13 protein-coding genes and 2 pseudogenes are annotated in these 14,874 nt (G+C 68.3%); 3 read left to right on the top strand and 12 right to left on the bottom strand.

The genetic code is table 11. The features are described 5' to 3' along the window. Positions 1-20: 20 nt before the first annotated feature. The 6 genes and pseudogenes from OG817_RS13015 to OG817_RS12990 all read right to left on the bottom strand — a co-directional run bounded on the left by OG817_RS13015 (position 21) and on the right by OG817_RS12990 (position 2,411). On the bottom strand, positions 21-773 hold the full coding sequence (locus OG817_RS13015) for a ferredoxin reductase (RefSeq protein WP_406054436.1): 753 nt from the start codon (positions 771-773) through the stop codon (positions 21-23). Continuing rightward, a pseudogene (locus tag OG817_RS13010) lies at positions 743-885 on the bottom strand (sulfite oxidase-like oxidoreductase); the annotation flags it as partial. The pseudogene OG817_RS13010 and the gene OG817_RS13015, both read right to left, overlap by 31 nt. A gap of 187 nt (positions 886-1,072) precedes the next feature. Further along, a pseudogene (locus OG817_RS13005) lies at positions 1,073-1,276 on the bottom strand (ferritin-like domain-containing protein); the annotation flags it as partial. Between the two features lie 189 nt (positions 1,277-1,465). Beyond that, positions 1,466-1,786: a hypothetical protein gene (locus tag OG817_RS13000; RefSeq protein ID WP_406054434.1), complete on the bottom strand. Its 321-nt coding sequence runs from the start codon at positions 1,784-1,786 to the stop codon at positions 1,466-1,468. After that, a complete protein-coding gene (locus OG817_RS12995; RefSeq protein ID WP_406054432.1) occupies positions 1,783-2,079 on the bottom strand; it encodes a hypothetical protein in 297 nt (98 codons plus the stop codon). The genes OG817_RS13000 and OG817_RS12995 overlap by 4 nt, the downstream gene beginning before the upstream one ends. Continuing rightward, positions 2,049-2,411, bottom strand: a complete 363-nt coding sequence (locus tag OG817_RS12990; protein ID WP_406054430.1) for a hypothetical protein — start codon at positions 2,409-2,411, stop codon at positions 2,049-2,051. Before OG817_RS12990 ends, OG817_RS12995 begins: the two co-directional genes overlap by 31 nt. Before the next feature lie 157 nt (positions 2,412-2,568). On the opposite strand from OG817_RS12990, the gene OG817_RS12985 reads away from it, so the two are divergent. Beyond that, a complete protein-coding gene (locus OG817_RS12985) occupies positions 2,569-5,601 on the top strand; it encodes an AAA family ATPase (protein WP_406057430.1) in 3,033 nt (1,010 codons plus the stop codon). Between the two features lie 39 nt (positions 5,602-5,640). Here the strand turns inward: OG817_RS12985 and OG817_RS12980 are convergent, their stop codons facing one another. The 6 genes from OG817_RS12980 to OG817_RS12955 form a co-directional block, all read right to left on the bottom strand. Then, positions 5,641-8,379: a LuxR C-terminal-related transcriptional regulator gene (locus tag OG817_RS12980; RefSeq protein WP_406054428.1), complete on the bottom strand. Its 2,739-nt coding sequence runs from the start codon at positions 8,377-8,379 to the stop codon at positions 5,641-5,643. Positions 8,380-8,604: 225 nt separating this feature from the next. Further along, a complete protein-coding gene (locus tag OG817_RS12975; protein ID WP_406054426.1) occupies positions 8,605-9,378 on the bottom strand; it encodes an SDR family NAD(P)-dependent oxidoreductase in 774 nt (257 codons plus the stop codon). A 162-nt stretch (positions 9,379-9,540) separates the two neighbouring features. After that, a complete protein-coding gene (locus tag OG817_RS12970; RefSeq protein WP_406054424.1) occupies positions 9,541-10,440 on the bottom strand; it encodes an alpha/beta fold hydrolase in 900 nt (299 codons plus the stop codon). Positions 10,441-10,497: 57 nt separating this feature from the next. After that, complete coding sequence (locus OG817_RS12965) at positions 10,498-11,220, bottom strand: sigma-70 family RNA polymerase sigma factor (protein ID WP_406054422.1); 723 nt, start codon at positions 11,218-11,220, stop codon at positions 10,498-10,500. 133 nt (positions 11,221-11,353) lie between these two features. Next, positions 11,354-11,707: a TraR/DksA family transcriptional regulator gene (locus OG817_RS12960; protein WP_406054420.1), complete on the bottom strand. Its 354-nt coding sequence runs from the start codon at positions 11,705-11,707 to the stop codon at positions 11,354-11,356. Between the two features lie 33 nt (positions 11,708-11,740). Then, positions 11,741-12,565, bottom strand: coding sequence for an RNA polymerase sigma factor (locus OG817_RS12955; protein WP_406054418.1), 825 nt, complete (start codon positions 12,563-12,565; stop codon positions 11,741-11,743). Positions 12,566-12,978: 413 nt separating this feature from the next. Here OG817_RS12955 and OG817_RS12950 point away from each other — a divergent pair, with 413 nt between their 5' ends. Together OG817_RS12950 and OG817_RS12945 are read left to right on the top strand one after the other, a co-directional pair. Continuing rightward, positions 12,979-13,296, top strand: coding sequence for a GNAT family N-acetyltransferase (locus OG817_RS12950; protein WP_406054416.1), 318 nt, complete (start codon positions 12,979-12,981; stop codon positions 13,294-13,296). A gap of 29 nt (positions 13,297-13,325) precedes the next feature. Beyond that, the gene (locus OG817_RS12945; RefSeq protein ID WP_406054414.1) at positions 13,326-14,870 is read left to right on the top strand and encodes an ATP-binding protein; all 1,545 of its coding nucleotides are present in this window, start codon (positions 13,326-13,328) and stop codon (positions 14,868-14,870) included. Positions 14,871-14,874 lie beyond the last annotated feature (4 nt).

Raw genomic sequence — 14,874 nt, 5'->3', positions numbered from 1 at the left:
CGTGTTCCCGTCGACAGTGTTCACGATCGCACTCCGGTCCCGCCGAAGCGCTCGGTCCTGATCCGGCCGGGGTCGTGGCCCAGGGCAACCAGTCCCGCCGACGCGGTCTCCGCGAAGGCGGTCGGTCCGCAGATGTAGGTGAGGGCCTGGTCGTCGACGGACCAGGCGACCTCGGCCAGTACCTCCTGGTCAAGCCGGCCCCGATACCCGTGCCAGGTGCCCGAGGGTTCGCGAGTCAGGGTGACCGAGACGTCGAACAGGTCGTACGCGGCGATCTCCATCAGTTCCTCACGGTAGATCAGCAGCTCCAGCGAGCGAGCCGAGCTCAGCACCCGCACCGGAATCCGACTGCGTATCGCCCGATGGTGGCGCAGCATCGACCGCAGCGGCACCAGCCCCGAGCCGCCCGCGATCAGGAACAATGGACCGCCGAGATCGTCGTCCCAGACGAAGTACCCGCCGATCGGGCCACGCAACTCGAGCTCGTCACCCACCCGCACCTCGTCCACCAGGTACGGCGACACCTCACCGTCAAGCCGCTCGACGGTCAGCATCAGGTGCTCGTCCTCCGGTGCGGACGCGATCGAATAACTCCGCTGGGCCTGGTAACCATCGGGCGCGGTCAGCCGCACGTCGACGTGCTGTCCCGCGCGATGCCCCGTCCAACCAGGAACATCGAGCGTGATCGTCTTCGCTCGGGGCGTCTCGAAGACGCTCTCGACGACCGTGGCCGTCTGCCACGTCAGTCGCCGCTGTAGCGGTGTTCTCTCCACGGGTCTCCGTAGTTGTGATAGCCGAACATCTCCCAGGAACCGGCCTCATCGACCGAACGCAACTCCAGCCCCGCACAAATTTCGCGCTCTTCCAGGAGTAGAGGTGCGGAACTCCTCCCACGACCACGAGACCGGTTCCTCGAGTGCGCCACGGACAGTGAACTCCCACGAATCCAGACGCGTCCCTGGCATCGGACCCGCCGACAGCACCGGGAAGTCATTGCCACGTACCGACCCGGAGCCACCCTGGACGAGTCCTCCGTGACTCGCCGGCCGACGCGCGATCCCTCCGACACCGCCGCGGCCTGACCGTCGGGGACGAAACCTAAGGTCACCGCACGTTCGGCCACGACGTCCGCGAGCTCGCGCCACTCCCCGACCAGCTCGTCGAGGAACAGATGCACGCTGCGTGCCGCCGGCCCGACCACGCTCCAGTGCAATTGCTTACCGATCAAGGACAGGTCGATCAGTTCCCGCAGTGCTACCTGCAGCTCAGCGCCCACCGCTTCCCGCTCGTGCGGGTCGTCCAGCGGCGGCAAGTGGGCAGTATTCGCAACGGTTTCCACCGATCCATCTCCTTGATATGACGGCCGTCTCGGATGCCTGCTGTCCTCATCTCCGGCGATCGGAACCGATCCCACCGCCGTCACCCGCCCGGGGACTTCACCCCCAGGTCTCCAGGGCGGTGGCGGCTAGTTCTCGTAGCGCCCGTCGAACTGGGCACCGCGGTCCTCGAATCGCAGGCCGGTGACCTCGCCGTTCTCGACGATCCATCGCAGGTCGTAGCAGGCGCGGTACGACGGCGGCCAGAACGAGCAGAACCGGCCGCCGTCGACGGACCACTCCCCTCGCGTCTCGTGCCCTTGTTCGGTGTACGTCGTCGAGCCGTCCGGCCTGAAGATCTGCCGTGCGCCATCGGCGTACCGGAGCGGGCCGGCGACGACCGCGGGCGCGATGTCCTCCGCCTCCACAGGCTCGCCGTCGTCGGCACGCGCCTTCCATGAGTCGCTCACTGGTCCCTCCTCCGCTCGACCGTGAATCCCAGCTTGCCGAGGACCTTGACCGCCCCGGTCTTTCCTCCCTCGAAGTCCGCCGCGGCGAGACCGGTCCCGGTGGCAAGCTCGTACGCGGCACCGAGAATCGCCTTCGGCGGGTACCGGAACTCCTCCCACACCAGGTCGTACGTCGTCGTCGGACCGAAGCCGTGCGCCGCGTAGAAGCCTTCCGCTCCGAGCCGTCGGTAGTCCTCCATCGCGATGATCACGTCGGCACGCGTCACCGGACTCCAGTCGATCGAGTGCGCCATTCAGCCCTCCAACTGCTCGATTCGGTCCCCCACGACCGCAGTACCTGCAGCACCTGGGGGTGGGTCGCGATCACCTGCAGGCGGCAGAGCGTCAGCTCGCAGTGGGAGCGGACCTCATCGAGGAACGCCTCCAGGCGGGCATCGCTTCGGAGCTCACAGACCGCGCGAAGATCGATGGTGACCGCCTTCGCGAGCCCACAGACGGCCAGCACTTCGTCACGCGTCATCGCGGCAGCGTGCGTGTCCAGTACGCCGCTGACTGCGATCGTGACCAGCCCGTCCTCGACCTGGAGCCGGACCTGGAACGGTCGCAACGACCATCGGCCCACCACCTGCTCCCGCCTCCTCGCACTAGGGATCGCCGACCAGCAGACCAGGTTCGTCGCGATCCCGCATCAGGGAACACCCGAGTCCGGCGCCCAGTGTGCCTGCGCAGGACGCGTTGCCGGCCTCTTACAGGTGCCGCACCGCTCGGCCGGTCTCCCCACGATGACCGGCGCATGCACACTGCCTTGTTTTGAACGGTGGAGTGGCCACCGAGGCATGGGCCACCGGGCCCGGGGCGGACCACATGCCGCTCGTGACCCGACGGGATCGAGAGAGCCCAGGTGCTCCCCGCTGTTCTTGGCGTCCCGACCCCCGTGGGTTCACCCGTGCTGGACCCGGGGGACAAATTCGGCCGCCCGCGGCACGGTGGTGGGCATGACGACCCTCCTCCGCGACGCCGACCAACCGCCAGACGCTCATTGCGACGCATCGGGGCTGTACGGGCGGACAGTGGAGCGTGCCCGCATGGACCAGCTTCTCCAGGACGCGACGACCGGACGAGCCGCGGTCCTGAGGGTGCTCGGCGAACGAGGAAGCGGCAAGAGCGCAATGCTGGACTACCTCGCGAGGCATGCGGACGGTTACTTGGTACTGCGGGCGCGCGGCGTGGCGGACGAGCGCGAGCTCCCCTACGCCGGCCTCCATCTGTTGTGCGCGCCGCTGCTCGAGGAGTTGGACCGGCTCGAGCCCGCTCAGCATGCTGCCCTCTCCACCGCGATCGGGCTCACCGGCGGTGGGCCGCCTGACCGCCTTCTCGTCAGCGTCGCCGCGTTGAACCTGCTGACCGGCGTCGCCGAGCACCGCCCGGTGTGCTGCCTTGTCGACGACGTGCACTGGCTCGACCACGCCTCGTTGCTGGTACTGGCGTTCGTGGCGCGACGCGCCAAGCGCGGCCGGCTGCTCGTCGGGTTCGGCGAACTCGAGCGGCACGACGTGCCCGAGCTCGACGGGCTTTCCGAGATGCGGCTCGAAGCGCTGCCGTGGAGCGAGGCGCAGGCGGTGCTCGCCGCCGCGGCGCCAGGGAAGATCGACGCCGCGGTGACCGAGCGGGTGCTGAGCGAGGCGCGAGGCAATCCGCGCGCTCTCCTCGAGGCGGTCGACGGCATCACCGCGGCTGAGCTTGCCGGCGGCTATGCGATTCCCGCGCCGCGTCCCGACTTCCGTGACCGGGATCATGACTGCGAACGGCGTGCACAGCGACTGCCGGCCGACGCACGCCGGCTGTTGCTGGCGGTCGCTGCCGAACCGACCGGAGACCCGGCCCTCGCCTCGAGGGCGGCCGCCAGGCTCGGCGTTGGTTCGCAGGCCACGGAGGCTCTCGAGGCGGAGAACCTGCTGACTTTCGGGCCGCGAATCGTGTTCCGCTGCGCCCGGCTGCGAGCATCTGTGTACGCCGACGCGACGCCGGCGGAGGTCCGCCTGGTGCACCGGGCACTGGCCGAGGCGATCAAGGGCGATGCAGATGCCGATCGCCGGGTATGGCATCTGGCGTTGTCGACGAGCGGGCGCGATGAGCGGATCGCGGGCGACCTGGAGGACAGCGCCTCCGCGGCCGAGGCGCGCGGCGGGACCGCAGCACGTGCGGCCTTCCTGGAACGGGCGGCCCTCCTCACGGCCGACCCGGCGTTGCGTGCCCGGCGTGCGCTCACCGCGGCGGGCGCCCAGCAGGCAGCGGGCAGCCTCGACGCGGCACAGCGGCTGCTCACGATCGCAGAGAGTGGTCCTCCCGATGCCGCACGGGAGGCGCAGATCGGGCTCCAGCGGGCACGTATCGAGCTCGTCACTCGCCGCGATGACACCGGTCCACGTTTGCTGCTCGACGCGGCACGCCGCATCCGGACCCACTCGCCCGTGCTGGCCCGGCACGCGCACCTCGAGGCACTCGCGGCGGCCATGCTGTCCTGCTGCGTTCCGACTGCTCCCAGCCTTCGGGACGCAGCGCTGGCCGCACGCGACATCGCGGCCGAAGGATCGACCGGCCCGATCGACCTGCTGCTCGCTGCGTTGGCCACCAGGGTGCTCGACGGACCCGGCGCTGCAGCTGACGCGCTCAGCCGGGCACTCACCGCATTCAGTGGGGACGGCCTCGACTCCGCGGCGGGCGGATGGTCGTGGCTGGCCGGCTGGATCGCCGCCGATGGATGGGACGAGCGGGCCTGGGCGGCGCTGACGTCCCAGGATCGTGACCTCCCAGATGGGAGTGACCGTTCAGAAAACAGCGGGTCGGCCATCGGCCAGGCGCCGATCGAGACTGCCCTGCTCGACCTGCACCGTGGCCGGTTCCACACCGCGCACGCCACCCTCGCCCGCGAGCAGGCGCGTGCCTCGGGCTCGGGCACGGCGCCGCCGACCTCAGCGTCCTTGCTACTGGCCGCCTGGCAAGGGCGACCCGGCATCCTGCAGGCGGCGTTGCCGAAGGCGCGCCAAGAGGCCCGACAGCGCGGCGATTCGCTGACGCTGACTGCGACGCAGCTGGCCGAGGCCGTCCTGCACAACGGCGCGGGCCATTACGAGCAAGCCGCGGCTGCGGCCCGCGACGCGGCCGATGCCGATCAGCTCGCACTGTCCGGCTGGGCGCGCGCCGAGTTGGTCGAGGCGGCAGTGCGCTGCGGGCAACACGACGTTGCCGCCGCCGCCGTTGCCCGGCTCGACGATGATGCCAATGCTGCGGCCACCGAGTGGGCACTTGGTGTGCGAGCAACAGCACAAGCTCTACTCATCGACGCACCGGCGGCCGAGCCGCTCTACCAAGAGGCGATCCACCGCCTGTCCCAGACCGAGATCCGCACCCATCTCGCCAGAGCACAGCTGCTCTACGGCGAGTGGCTACGTCGGCAGAACAGACGCATCGACGCCCGCGTGCCCCTGCGAGCAGCCCAGCAGGTGTTCGCCGCGATCGGCGCCGAGGGGTTCGCCGTGCGCGCACGCACCGAACTGTTGGCCACTGGGGAACGAGCCCGCCGGCGCACTGTCGAGACTGACCGCGAGCTCACCCCCCAAGAGACTCGGATCGGCTACTTGGCCCGCGACGGCCTCAGCAATCCTCAGATCGGTGCTCGCCTGTTCGTCAGCCCGCGTACAGTCGAGTATCACCTGCACAAGGTCTTCGCGAAGCTCGGGATCACGTCCAGGACCGAACTGCACCTCGTGCTGAACCCGGCCGCCGACGCCCTAACCGAAACCGCGAGGCGCTGAGCAAGGCAGGCGTCGACGGCCATGGCCGGCCGCGCGCCATCATCCCAGGGATCGGCGCTGCAACTGCCGCCTGGATGTGATTCCGAGCTTTGCGAAGACCTTGCCGAGGTGCCACTCGACCGTGCGCGGGCTGATGAACAGGCGGTCGGCGATCTCCACGTTCGACAAGCCGTCGCGCACCAACCGCACGACCTGAGTTTCTTGAGGCGTGAGCGTGCTGGAGTCCGAGCTCGTGCCTTCGCGAACCTTTTCGCCGGTGGCGCCCAGTTCGCGTGCGGCGAGAGCGGCGAAGGAGGCCATCCCCCGCTCTCTGAGCATCGAGTGTGCGGTGCGCAACTCGCGGCGCGCGTCGTTTCGCCTGCCGCGCCGTCGCAACCACTCTCCGTAGTACAGGTGCGCGCGGGCCAGCTCGCCCCGGATTCGGGTGCGCTCGAGTCGCTCGATCGCTTCCCGGAAGTCTGTCTCGGCGGAGTCGTCGTCTGCGAGCATCGCCCGACAGCTGGCCGTCACGCCCAGCGCCCAGTCGGTGCCACTGGCCTCCGTCATGCTCGTCAACCGCCCCAATGCCTGTGCGGCCGTCCCGGGACGGCCCGCATGGGCGGCCGCGGTGACCAACTCGGCCAAGGAACACAGCGTGACGTAGCCCATCTCACGCTGAGACTCGGTCGCCTCGAGCGCTGCAGTGGCCGCCTCCTGGTAACGGCCCAAGCTGTTCGACAACAGGGCGCGCAGCCATGCCGCGGCGATCAGCGTGACTCCCTCGCCGCGCTTGGTCGCATCGTCGGTCATTGCGCCGAGCATCTCGATCGCCTGCTGATCACGTCCGCGCCAGATCGCCAACAGCAACCCGCCGTAGGGGGCGTCGAAGATGCCGGTCGCTTCGCGAACCGCGTCGAAGTCTTCCACCAACGACTCGGCCATGGACAGCTCACCCTGGACAACCAGGTTGACGATCTGCATCGTCAGCGCGATCGGCAGCGATGCGCGGCCCTCATCCCGGGCCCGCTGCTCGTAGCGGCGGCTGATCAGGTTCCAGGCCTCGTCGTCCCACAGGTCCACGGCGACCGAGCCGGCGAACCACTCCAAGAGCAAGCTTGACTCACCGGTGGGCGCCGTGTCGCAGAACTCGGCGACGGCCTTTTTCAGGACTGCGGCAGCGGCCGGGTAGCCGTCGCGGTATCGAAGGGCGAGACCGTGGATGAGCACGTCAGAGGTCGTTTCAGGCCCTGACCGGGGCGAATCGTGCGCGGCTTCGGCCATCTCACGCAGCGTGAGCCCGGGGGCGTGGTCAGCGAGGAACCAGCTCGCCCGGATGGCCTCCAGATGTGTGTGGCGCGCGGTCTGTGCGTCGATCGCCTGGAGCCGCGTCGCCGCTTGGAAGAGCGATTCAGTCGCGTCGCGACCGCGGCCGAGGGCGAAAGCGCTGCGGGCGGACAGCACGTCGGCCTGTGCCTTTTCGAGGGCGTCCAAGGGGCTGGCCTCGGCCAGTGCGATCAGGCGCGGTGCCACAGTCGGCATGCCTCCCTCGTAGGTCGCGTGCGCTGCCGCGAGCAGCCGCTGGCCGCGCCGCTTCGCGTCTGGTGTCAACCCGGCTGCGCGCTCCAGAAACGCTGCTGCAGCGGCCGCTGCCCCGCGGGCGTGCGCACGCCGGGCGCATTCCTCCAGCTCAGCGGCGAGGGATTCGTCAGGCGCCTCGGCGGCCGCAGCACGATGCCAGGCCCGACGGTCGGGATCTGTGACGGGATCGGTCACCTCGCCCAAGGCCCAGTGGGCGCGGCGCCGATCCTCGTTCGTGGCGGCGCGATAGATCGCCGACCGCAGCAACGGGTGCCGGAAGCGCACCCTGGAGCCGAATTCCACGAACCGCTCCGCTGCCTCCCGCGACGCCGCTTCGGCATCCACCGCAATCCCGAGACCATCGACCGCACGCCACACGAGGGCCGGATCGCCGACCGGTTCAGCCGCCGCGACCAGGAGCACGTGCCGCGTCATGGGCGACAGCGTGGCGATCTGGCGGAGAAAGCTCTCCTCGATCCGGCCCGGCAGCACGAACGGGCTGAACGTACCGAATCCGCCCTCCAGTTCGGCCCGGGTGAAGCCACGGGGAAGCTCGAGCAGGGCCAGCGGGTTGCCACGGCTCTCGGCGACAACGCGATCGAGTACCCGCTTGTCGGCGGGTCCCGGGTAGGCCGATTCGAGCAGCATCCGGGCCTGGTCGTCGGACAGTCCGCCGACCCGCGCATCGGGTAGTCCGTTCAGTTCGGTGACCTCTCCGCGGTCCGTCGGCTCGCGGACCGCGAAGATCATTGCCACAGACTCAGCGCGCAGGCGCCGCGCCACGAAGCCGAGAACCTGCGCCGATGCCCGGTCCAACCACTGGGCGTCGTCGATCAGGCACAGCAACGGCCGGTCCCGCGCCGCCTCGCCCAGCAGACCCAGCACAGCCAGACCGACGACGAACCGGTCGGGTGGCGTGCCGGGGGCCAGGCCGAACGCAGTACGCAGCGCCTCCTCCTGCGGCGCGGGTAACGCCGTCAGGCACTCGAGTACAGGGGCGCAGACCTGGTGCAGGCCGGCGAAGGCGAGCTCCTGCTCGGACTCGACGCCGCCGGCCCGCACCGAACGCCAGCCGACGGCCCGCCCCACCACGTACTCGAGCAGTACGGTCTTGCCGATCCCCGATTCGCCGCGGAGGACAAGGGCCCGGCTCTCACCTGACCCGACGTCATCGACGAGGCGGTCGAGCAGATCACATTCGTCGCGGCGAAACTGCAGCATGGAGCTATCGACTCCGACGAGGCGGCATTGTCAGCGCGGCGTGCGCCGAACGACGGTCGCGAGCCTCCACGCCCGAGACCGAGCGACCCGGCCGCGTCGACGCGTCCGTCATCGCATGATCCCAGTGCTACGTCGGCAATCCACCGAAGCATCTTATTCCTGCTCATAGATGCGGCGTAACCTGCGTCGCCCGGGGTCAGGGCCGGACCAGGTCTCCTGCGATGGCTAGTTCCGCCCGGCCATCACACCGCCGTCGACGTTCAGAATCGTGCCTGTCACCCAGCTGGCGTCGTCTGAGAGCAAGTAGGTGATGGCCGATGAGACATCTTGGGCTGAGCCGACGCGACCCAACGGATGGAAGCCGTTGAAGCTCTCGATCGTTGCCTCGATCTGCTCCGGCGGGACGAACGCTCGGTAGATGGGTGTCGCGACCACTGCCGGTGCGACGGCGTTGACCCGGATCTGCTGGGCGCCGAGCTCGAGAGCCAGGTTGTGCGTCAGTGCGTGCAGGCCGGCCTTGCCCATCGAGTAAGCACTGGACGGAGTCGCTGCGACGGCCTGGTGGGCCCACATACTCCCCACGTTGACGATCGCTCCGCCACCGCCGGCCGCCACCATCCCGCGCACCACCGTCTGCGTCAGGAAGTAGATGGCTCGGCTCAACTCGAGATAGGAGTCGTAGTCGGCCCCGTCGTGGTCGAGGAACGGCTTCGGAACGAAGACGCCAGCCGCGTTGACCAGGAGGGTGGCGTCGGCGTGGTCGGTAGCCAACTGCTGCTGTACTCCGGCGACCTGGTCGCGGTCCGTCAGATCAGCCACGATGCCCCACGCTCTGCCCTGGCCGGACAGCGTCATCACAGTCTCGTCGACGTTCTCTTTGCTGCGGCCGACAACGACCGCCGTACCGCCGCCTTGTACGACGTCGATCGCGGTCTGCCGCCCCATCCCGCTGCTTCCACCGATGACGACGAGCTTGCGACCGTCGAAGTTCTGCGACATGAGCATTCTCCATTCGATTGCCTTCGATTCCCTGGGCGATCCCCTGGGACTTGGGACCACGTGCCGGCCCACGGACCTCACTGTTCCGAAACCCCGGCCGCTTCGTCCCCGGCATTTGCCCGGCCCCGGCCCCGGTACTGTGCTCGCCGCCGACCGCAACCGCTACGAGGGACGATCGGTACCGGCGGACATCGACATGGCGAGTCTGCGGCCGAGAAAGTCCAGGACCAGTGCGGCGACTTCAGGACCGGCGCTTTCGAGCAGAAAGTGCCCACCGTCGAGCAGGTGGATCTCAGCGGCGACGGCGTCCTTCCCGAAGGCCTCTGCGCCGGCCGGGCCGAAGATCTCGTCACCACGGCCCCATACCGCCAGCACCGGGACGCCGCTGGAGCGCAGGTACTCGTGCAGGTCCGGGTACATGGGTGCGTTCGTCGAGTAGTCGCGGAACATCGCCAGCTGAATCTGATCGTTGCCGGGCCGCGCCAGGAGGTTGTAGTCGTGATGCCAGGTGTCCGGGCTCACGAGGGTTTCGTCAGCCACACCGGTCACGTATTGCCAGCGGGTGACCTCGAGGGTCAACGCCTGCCTGATGGCTGCCTCGGTGTCCGGCGTCTGCTCTCGCTGGTAGTTCCACACGGTGCGCCAGAAGCTCTCGACGAAGCCGACGTCGTAGCCGTTGCCGCTCTGCGTGATGATTGCGGTGATCGCGCCTGGAGCGCGCAAGGCCAGCCGCCAACCGATCGGTGCTCCGTAGTCCTGGACGTAGAGCGCGTAGCGCTCGACGCCCAACGCGGTGAGCAAGCCAGAGGTCAGATCGGCCAGCGCGTCGAACGTGTACTCGAACTCCTCCGCTGAGGGCGCATCCGACAGGCCGAAGCCGAGATGGTCCGGCGCGATGACTCGATAGCTCTCGCCCAGAACCGGGATGAGGTTCCGGAACATGAAAGAGCTGGTCGGGAATCCGTGCAGAAGGACGACGGCAGGTGCGTCCGGTGGGCCGGCCTCCCGGTAGAACAGTTGCCGGCCGTCGACGTTCGCGTATCGATGGTGAACAGGTGACATTTCCGCTTCTCCTTGGACTCGCTGGGGGTACTCCGGGCCGACGTGTGAGGCCGGGCGTCAGGCGATCTCGACACACTCGAGGTATCCGCCCTCGACCAGGGCCGTTCGCAACTTCCGTCGGGCGTCGAACATCGTCTTGTACAGAGCGTTCTCGGTGGAGCCGAGTTGTCCGGCCACGTGGCTCACGGTCGTCCCCCGGACCACGACCGCTTCGAAGACGGTCCGCTGCCTCTCAGTGAGGCTCCCCGCACAGGCTCTCAGCACCGCGTGAAGCAGGTCGCCGGCCTCTGCTTGCTCCTCGGGGGCCCACCCGGCGTTCGCTGGTGGCAGGGTCCACTCGTTGTCCTCGACGCTGACCATCGACCGCTGCCAGAAGTGCCGGTTGATCTTCGAGGAGACCTCGAACTCGACGAACCTGCGCGCCCACGTCGTAAAGCGAGAGTCGCCTCGGAACGTGTCCACCTTCCGACAGATCGTCATGACGGCATCAGCCGCCGCCTGGTGGGCAATGTCGTCGAGCTCAGGACCGCTCAACTGGAAGCGTGCTCCGCGCCACCGCGCTTCCGCATAGCCGGACCTGACCAGGATCCGGTAGAGCCTCGCCACGCCTGCGTCGCGCTCGGTCCTGTCCGCCGTCAGCGCACTGACCCATGCGGTGTTCTCCGCCGCGATGGATGCCCTGCGCTCCAGTAGCGATTCGTCTCCAGCACCGTGGTCGCCGTCCGGGTGCGGATGACCAGGCGAGTGCGCGGCGAGAACTTCCTGCTGTGCGAGTGACATGTCGAGCCTCCATGAGATGGGCCCCTGCAGACCCGTCTCCTCACCATGACGGTGCGCTCCTCTTCCTCGCTTCCGGCAGTACCCCGGTCTGTCCCCGCAGCCGCACGGGATCCCTGTCGTTCATGCCGGCGGGTCAGTAGTCATGGTGGGCGTGGCGCTCTGCTTCGTCCACGGTCAGCTCGGCGGCCGGATCGATCTCCAGGCGCTCGTCCGGGATGGGCAGTCCGCTCTCGATCGACAGCTGGTACGTGCCATCCGCCAGCCGCTTCTCAGCTCGCGACAGGGCGTCGAGTCGTCCCTGCAGACTCCTCACGACCGCGCCGTCGACCTCCTCGTGCTCCAACGGCTGCGCGCCATCGGTGTCGCCGTCCCCCGCGTCTTGCTCGGCGGCGGCGTCATCGAGGCGTGCGCCCGCAGCGGTCCTCAGCAACTCGGTGACCCGCTCGCGCTCTGCCGCGATCAGTTCTTTGGCCCGTTCGGGGTCCATGACGTTCTCCTGTGTCTTGTCCGTGCCTCCTCGTCACCGGCCGGCGAGGTAGGCGTTCACCCGGGCGCGCACCTGGCTGCGCGCTCGCGCGAGATCTCGTTGCAGCCGGGCGGGTTCTCGGCCGAGCAGCCCGCCGGCCGTCTGGAGCGAATGGCCTTCGATGTCGACCAGATACAGTGCGTCGCCCAGATCCTGGGGCAGTTCGTCGAGGGCGGCGTCGACGACGGCGTACAGCTCGGACGTCTCCACTTCCGCGTCCGGTCCCAGGAGTCTGGTGACCGATGGCCACGCACTCGGCGGGCTCGTCCACCCGCCCTGGTCGGGTCCGTCACTGTAGAGGTCCGGGAACAGAAGTTCGGCACGATCGGCATCGGGGTCGAGCGCATCGAGATCGGCCAGCTCCCGTAGGGAGCCATATCCACCCGGATCAGGGGGAAGGTCCGACTCCGCGAGATCGGCCGCGTTGTGCGAGTGATGCCTCAGCAGACTGTCCGCCCACGCGCCGGCGGTGAGATCCTCCTGCTGCAGATGGTCATTGATGCGCTGCATCAGGTACTCGACCAGCTCGTCACGTTCAGGGACCTCCACCGATGTCGCGCTGAGAAAGTGATCCCAGGTCTCCTGCACCAGGTCGTCCGCGTGCACGGGGTCGGCGGCGCGCGCCAGCGCCGCGAGAACCCGCTGGCTCTGGTCGAACGTCTGCGAGTGGGTCACGCTCGGGGCGGCTCCGCTGCCCGCTGCCGATGCGATCTCTCGGGTGCTGAGCCGGGCGCCGAGCACGGCAGCGGTCGCGGCCAACTGGCCGACGTGTACTGCGCAGGCACCGCAGTCCTGGAGGTGCTGCGCAACATCCAGCACGTCCTCACGGGGCAGATAGCCGTCCAGGGCGAGGCTTCCATGGCACGTAACGTCTCTGCAGTCAGCCAACTCCTCGTAGGCATCGGAGACTCGGTGACCGGTCCCGACGCCGCCTCCCTCCGGGTGCGTCTTCGTCGTCGGAAGGTTCGTGGCCGCGCACGGGGCAGTTCTTTCCGATCCCTGCCGATCACCTCTGTTTCGCCCGACCTCCGATACCCACCGCAGGCGGAACGGCTGCAGAATCAGAGGCGAAGGAGTAAGAATCAGATGTCAGCCGTCAACTCAAGAACGCCAGGAAGCGAACCCGACCTTGGTAGGTGACGACGATGGCCCGGACCGCACCGCCACGCCGGGTGGAAGACCAGAGATCCGCGGCGGCCAGTGTGCCTGATCGTGATAGCCGGGTCCTGCCCGTGAGCAACCTTGGCGTTTCCGACCGCAACAGCGGGATCGAGGTGCTGCATCACGAGTCGGACCGGTTCTACGAGTTGCTCGACGGCGGCATGTCGGTCGCACTCCTCGTGTACGAGCAGAGTCCGGACCGGACGGCCATCACGCACGCGATGGTGCGCGAGGACCAGCGAGGTCGCGGCTACGGCACGACACTGATCGCCACCGCTCTTCCTCATCTTGCGGCATCGGGCGGAACGATCGCGAACTACTGCAACAGCGTCTCACGCTTCCTGGAAAAGCATCCGGACTTCAAGACCTTCGTCGACGCCGATGGCTGAGGGGTGACGACTGGGGCTCTGACGAGGTCATGCGGACGGTTGCGGACGAGAGTGACGGAAAGGGCGGCGTACTGACCCGTGGCCGCACTGGTGACTTCCCGGATGCGACCAGGGTGGTCAGTCACGACGATGTCGGAGTGGTGACCCGAAGCGCGCCGTGTGAAGTGGCCGAGCTCAGAACACTGTTCCTGTTCGAGAAGCTGGGCGAGGATCAGCTGCACTGGTTGTGCCGCAACGGGCACGTGGAACTGTTCGCACCGGGCTACATCTACCGCGAGAACGACCTCGCGACCTCCTTCTATGTGCTGCTCGAGGGCGAGCTGGTGATCTCCCGCCGGGCCGGCGACGAGGACGCCGAGATCAATCGGACCAGCCAGGTCGGCGCGTACGCCGGAGCCTGGCGGTCGTTCTTCGGCGACGGGGTGAGTCAGACGCTGGACAACACGCTGCGGGCGACCCGGCCGTCGAGGATGTACGTCCTGGCCGCGGACAAGTTCGCCGCGATCATGCGGGAGTGGTTCCCGATGCCGCTGCACCTGCTGGAAGGGCTGTTCCTCGGCATGAAGAACACCCAGCGGGCGATCAGCGAGCACGAACGGCTGCTCGCCCTCGGGTCGTTGTCGGCGGGTCTGATGCACGAGCTGAACAACCCCACCGCGGCAGCGATGCGGGCCACGGCCGCCCTACGGGAACGACTCGTGGGACTGCGCCGTGCGCAGGCATCCATCGCGTCGGGCACCCTCGAACGCCCGGTGTTGGAGGCACTTCGGGAGAAGGCTCTGGGGCAGCTGTCTCAGACTCCGTGGTTGAGCCCGCTGCACGTGTCCGACCGTGAGGACGAGCTGACCGACTGGTTCGACGCACACGGGATCACCGGCGGCTGGCGGATGGCCTCAACGTTCGTGCAGGCCGGGATGGACGTGGAGTGGCTGGAAGCGATCGCCGGCGCGGTCGGCGACGGCTCGATCCTCGAGGCCGCGTTCGACTGGCTGCACCACACGATCGACCTCGAGCTGTCGCTGAACGAGATCGACGACTCCACCACCCGGATCTCCACTCTGGTGACCGCGGCCCAGCAGTACTCGCAGCTGGACCGTACGCCGTACCGGGATGTCGACGTACACCAGTTGCTGGACAGCACCCTCGTGGTGCTCGCCCACAAGATCGGCGACGCCATCACGGTGGTCACCGACTTCGACCGGAGCCTGCCGGCGATCCCCGTGTACGCGGCCGAGCTCAACCAGGTCTGGACGAATCTCATCGACAACGCCATCGACGCGATGAACGGCCAGGGCAGGCTGACCGTCCGTACTTCGAGGGACGGCGACCGGCTCCTCGTCGAGATCGGTGACACCGGACCGGGAGTGCCGGACGAGATCCGAGGCCGCATCTTCGAACCGTTCTTCACGACCAAACCGGTCGGTACGGGAACGGGACTCGGCCTCGACATCTCCTGGCGGATCGTGGTCGGCCACCACCACGGGGACTTGTCCGTCGAGTCGTCACCGGGAAATACCCGCTTCATCGTGCGCCTGCCGCTCGTGGCATCTGATCCCGGCGGCGGGCCGCAGTAACTAC

This window comes from Kribbella sp. NBC_00889, assembly GCF_045207705.1.
Taxonomy (GTDB): domain Bacteria; phylum Actinomycetota; class Actinomycetes; order Propionibacteriales; family Kribbellaceae; genus Kribbella.
This window is presented reverse-complemented; position numbering and strand designations above follow the sequence as displayed.

What these genes read in the sequence shown, in the direction of transcription:
- OG817_RS12995 (WP_406054432.1), bottom strand. Translation starts at nt 2,079, where the DNA reads ATGGCGCACTCGATCGACTGGAGTCCGGTGACGCGTGCCGACGTGATC.
- OG817_RS12985 (WP_406057430.1), top strand. Translation starts at nt 2,569, where the DNA reads ATGACCGGCGCATGCACACTGCCTTGTTTTGAACGGTGGAGTGGCCAC.
- OG817_RS12980 (WP_406054428.1), bottom strand. Translation starts at nt 8,379, where the DNA reads ATGCTGCAGTTTCGCCGCGACGAATGTGATCTGCTCGACCGCCTCGTC.
- OG817_RS12975 (WP_406054426.1), bottom strand. Translation starts at nt 9,378, where the DNA reads ATGTCGCAGAACTTCGACGGTCGCAAGCTCGTCGTCATCGGTGGAAGC.
- OG817_RS12970 (WP_406054424.1), bottom strand. Translation starts at nt 10,440, where the DNA reads ATGTCACCTGTTCACCATCGATACGCGAACGTCGACGGCCGGCAACTG.
- OG817_RS12965 (WP_406054422.1), bottom strand. Translation starts at nt 11,220, where the DNA reads ATGTCACTCGCACAGCAGGAAGTTCTCGCCGCGCACTCGCCTGGTCAT.
- OG817_RS12960 (WP_406054420.1), bottom strand. Translation starts at nt 11,707, where the DNA reads ATGGACCCCGAACGGGCCAAAGAACTGATCGCGGCAGAGCGCGAGCGG.
- OG817_RS12945 (WP_406054414.1), top strand. Translation starts at nt 13,326, where the DNA reads ATGCGGACGGTTGCGGACGAGAGTGACGGAAAGGGCGGCGTACTGACC.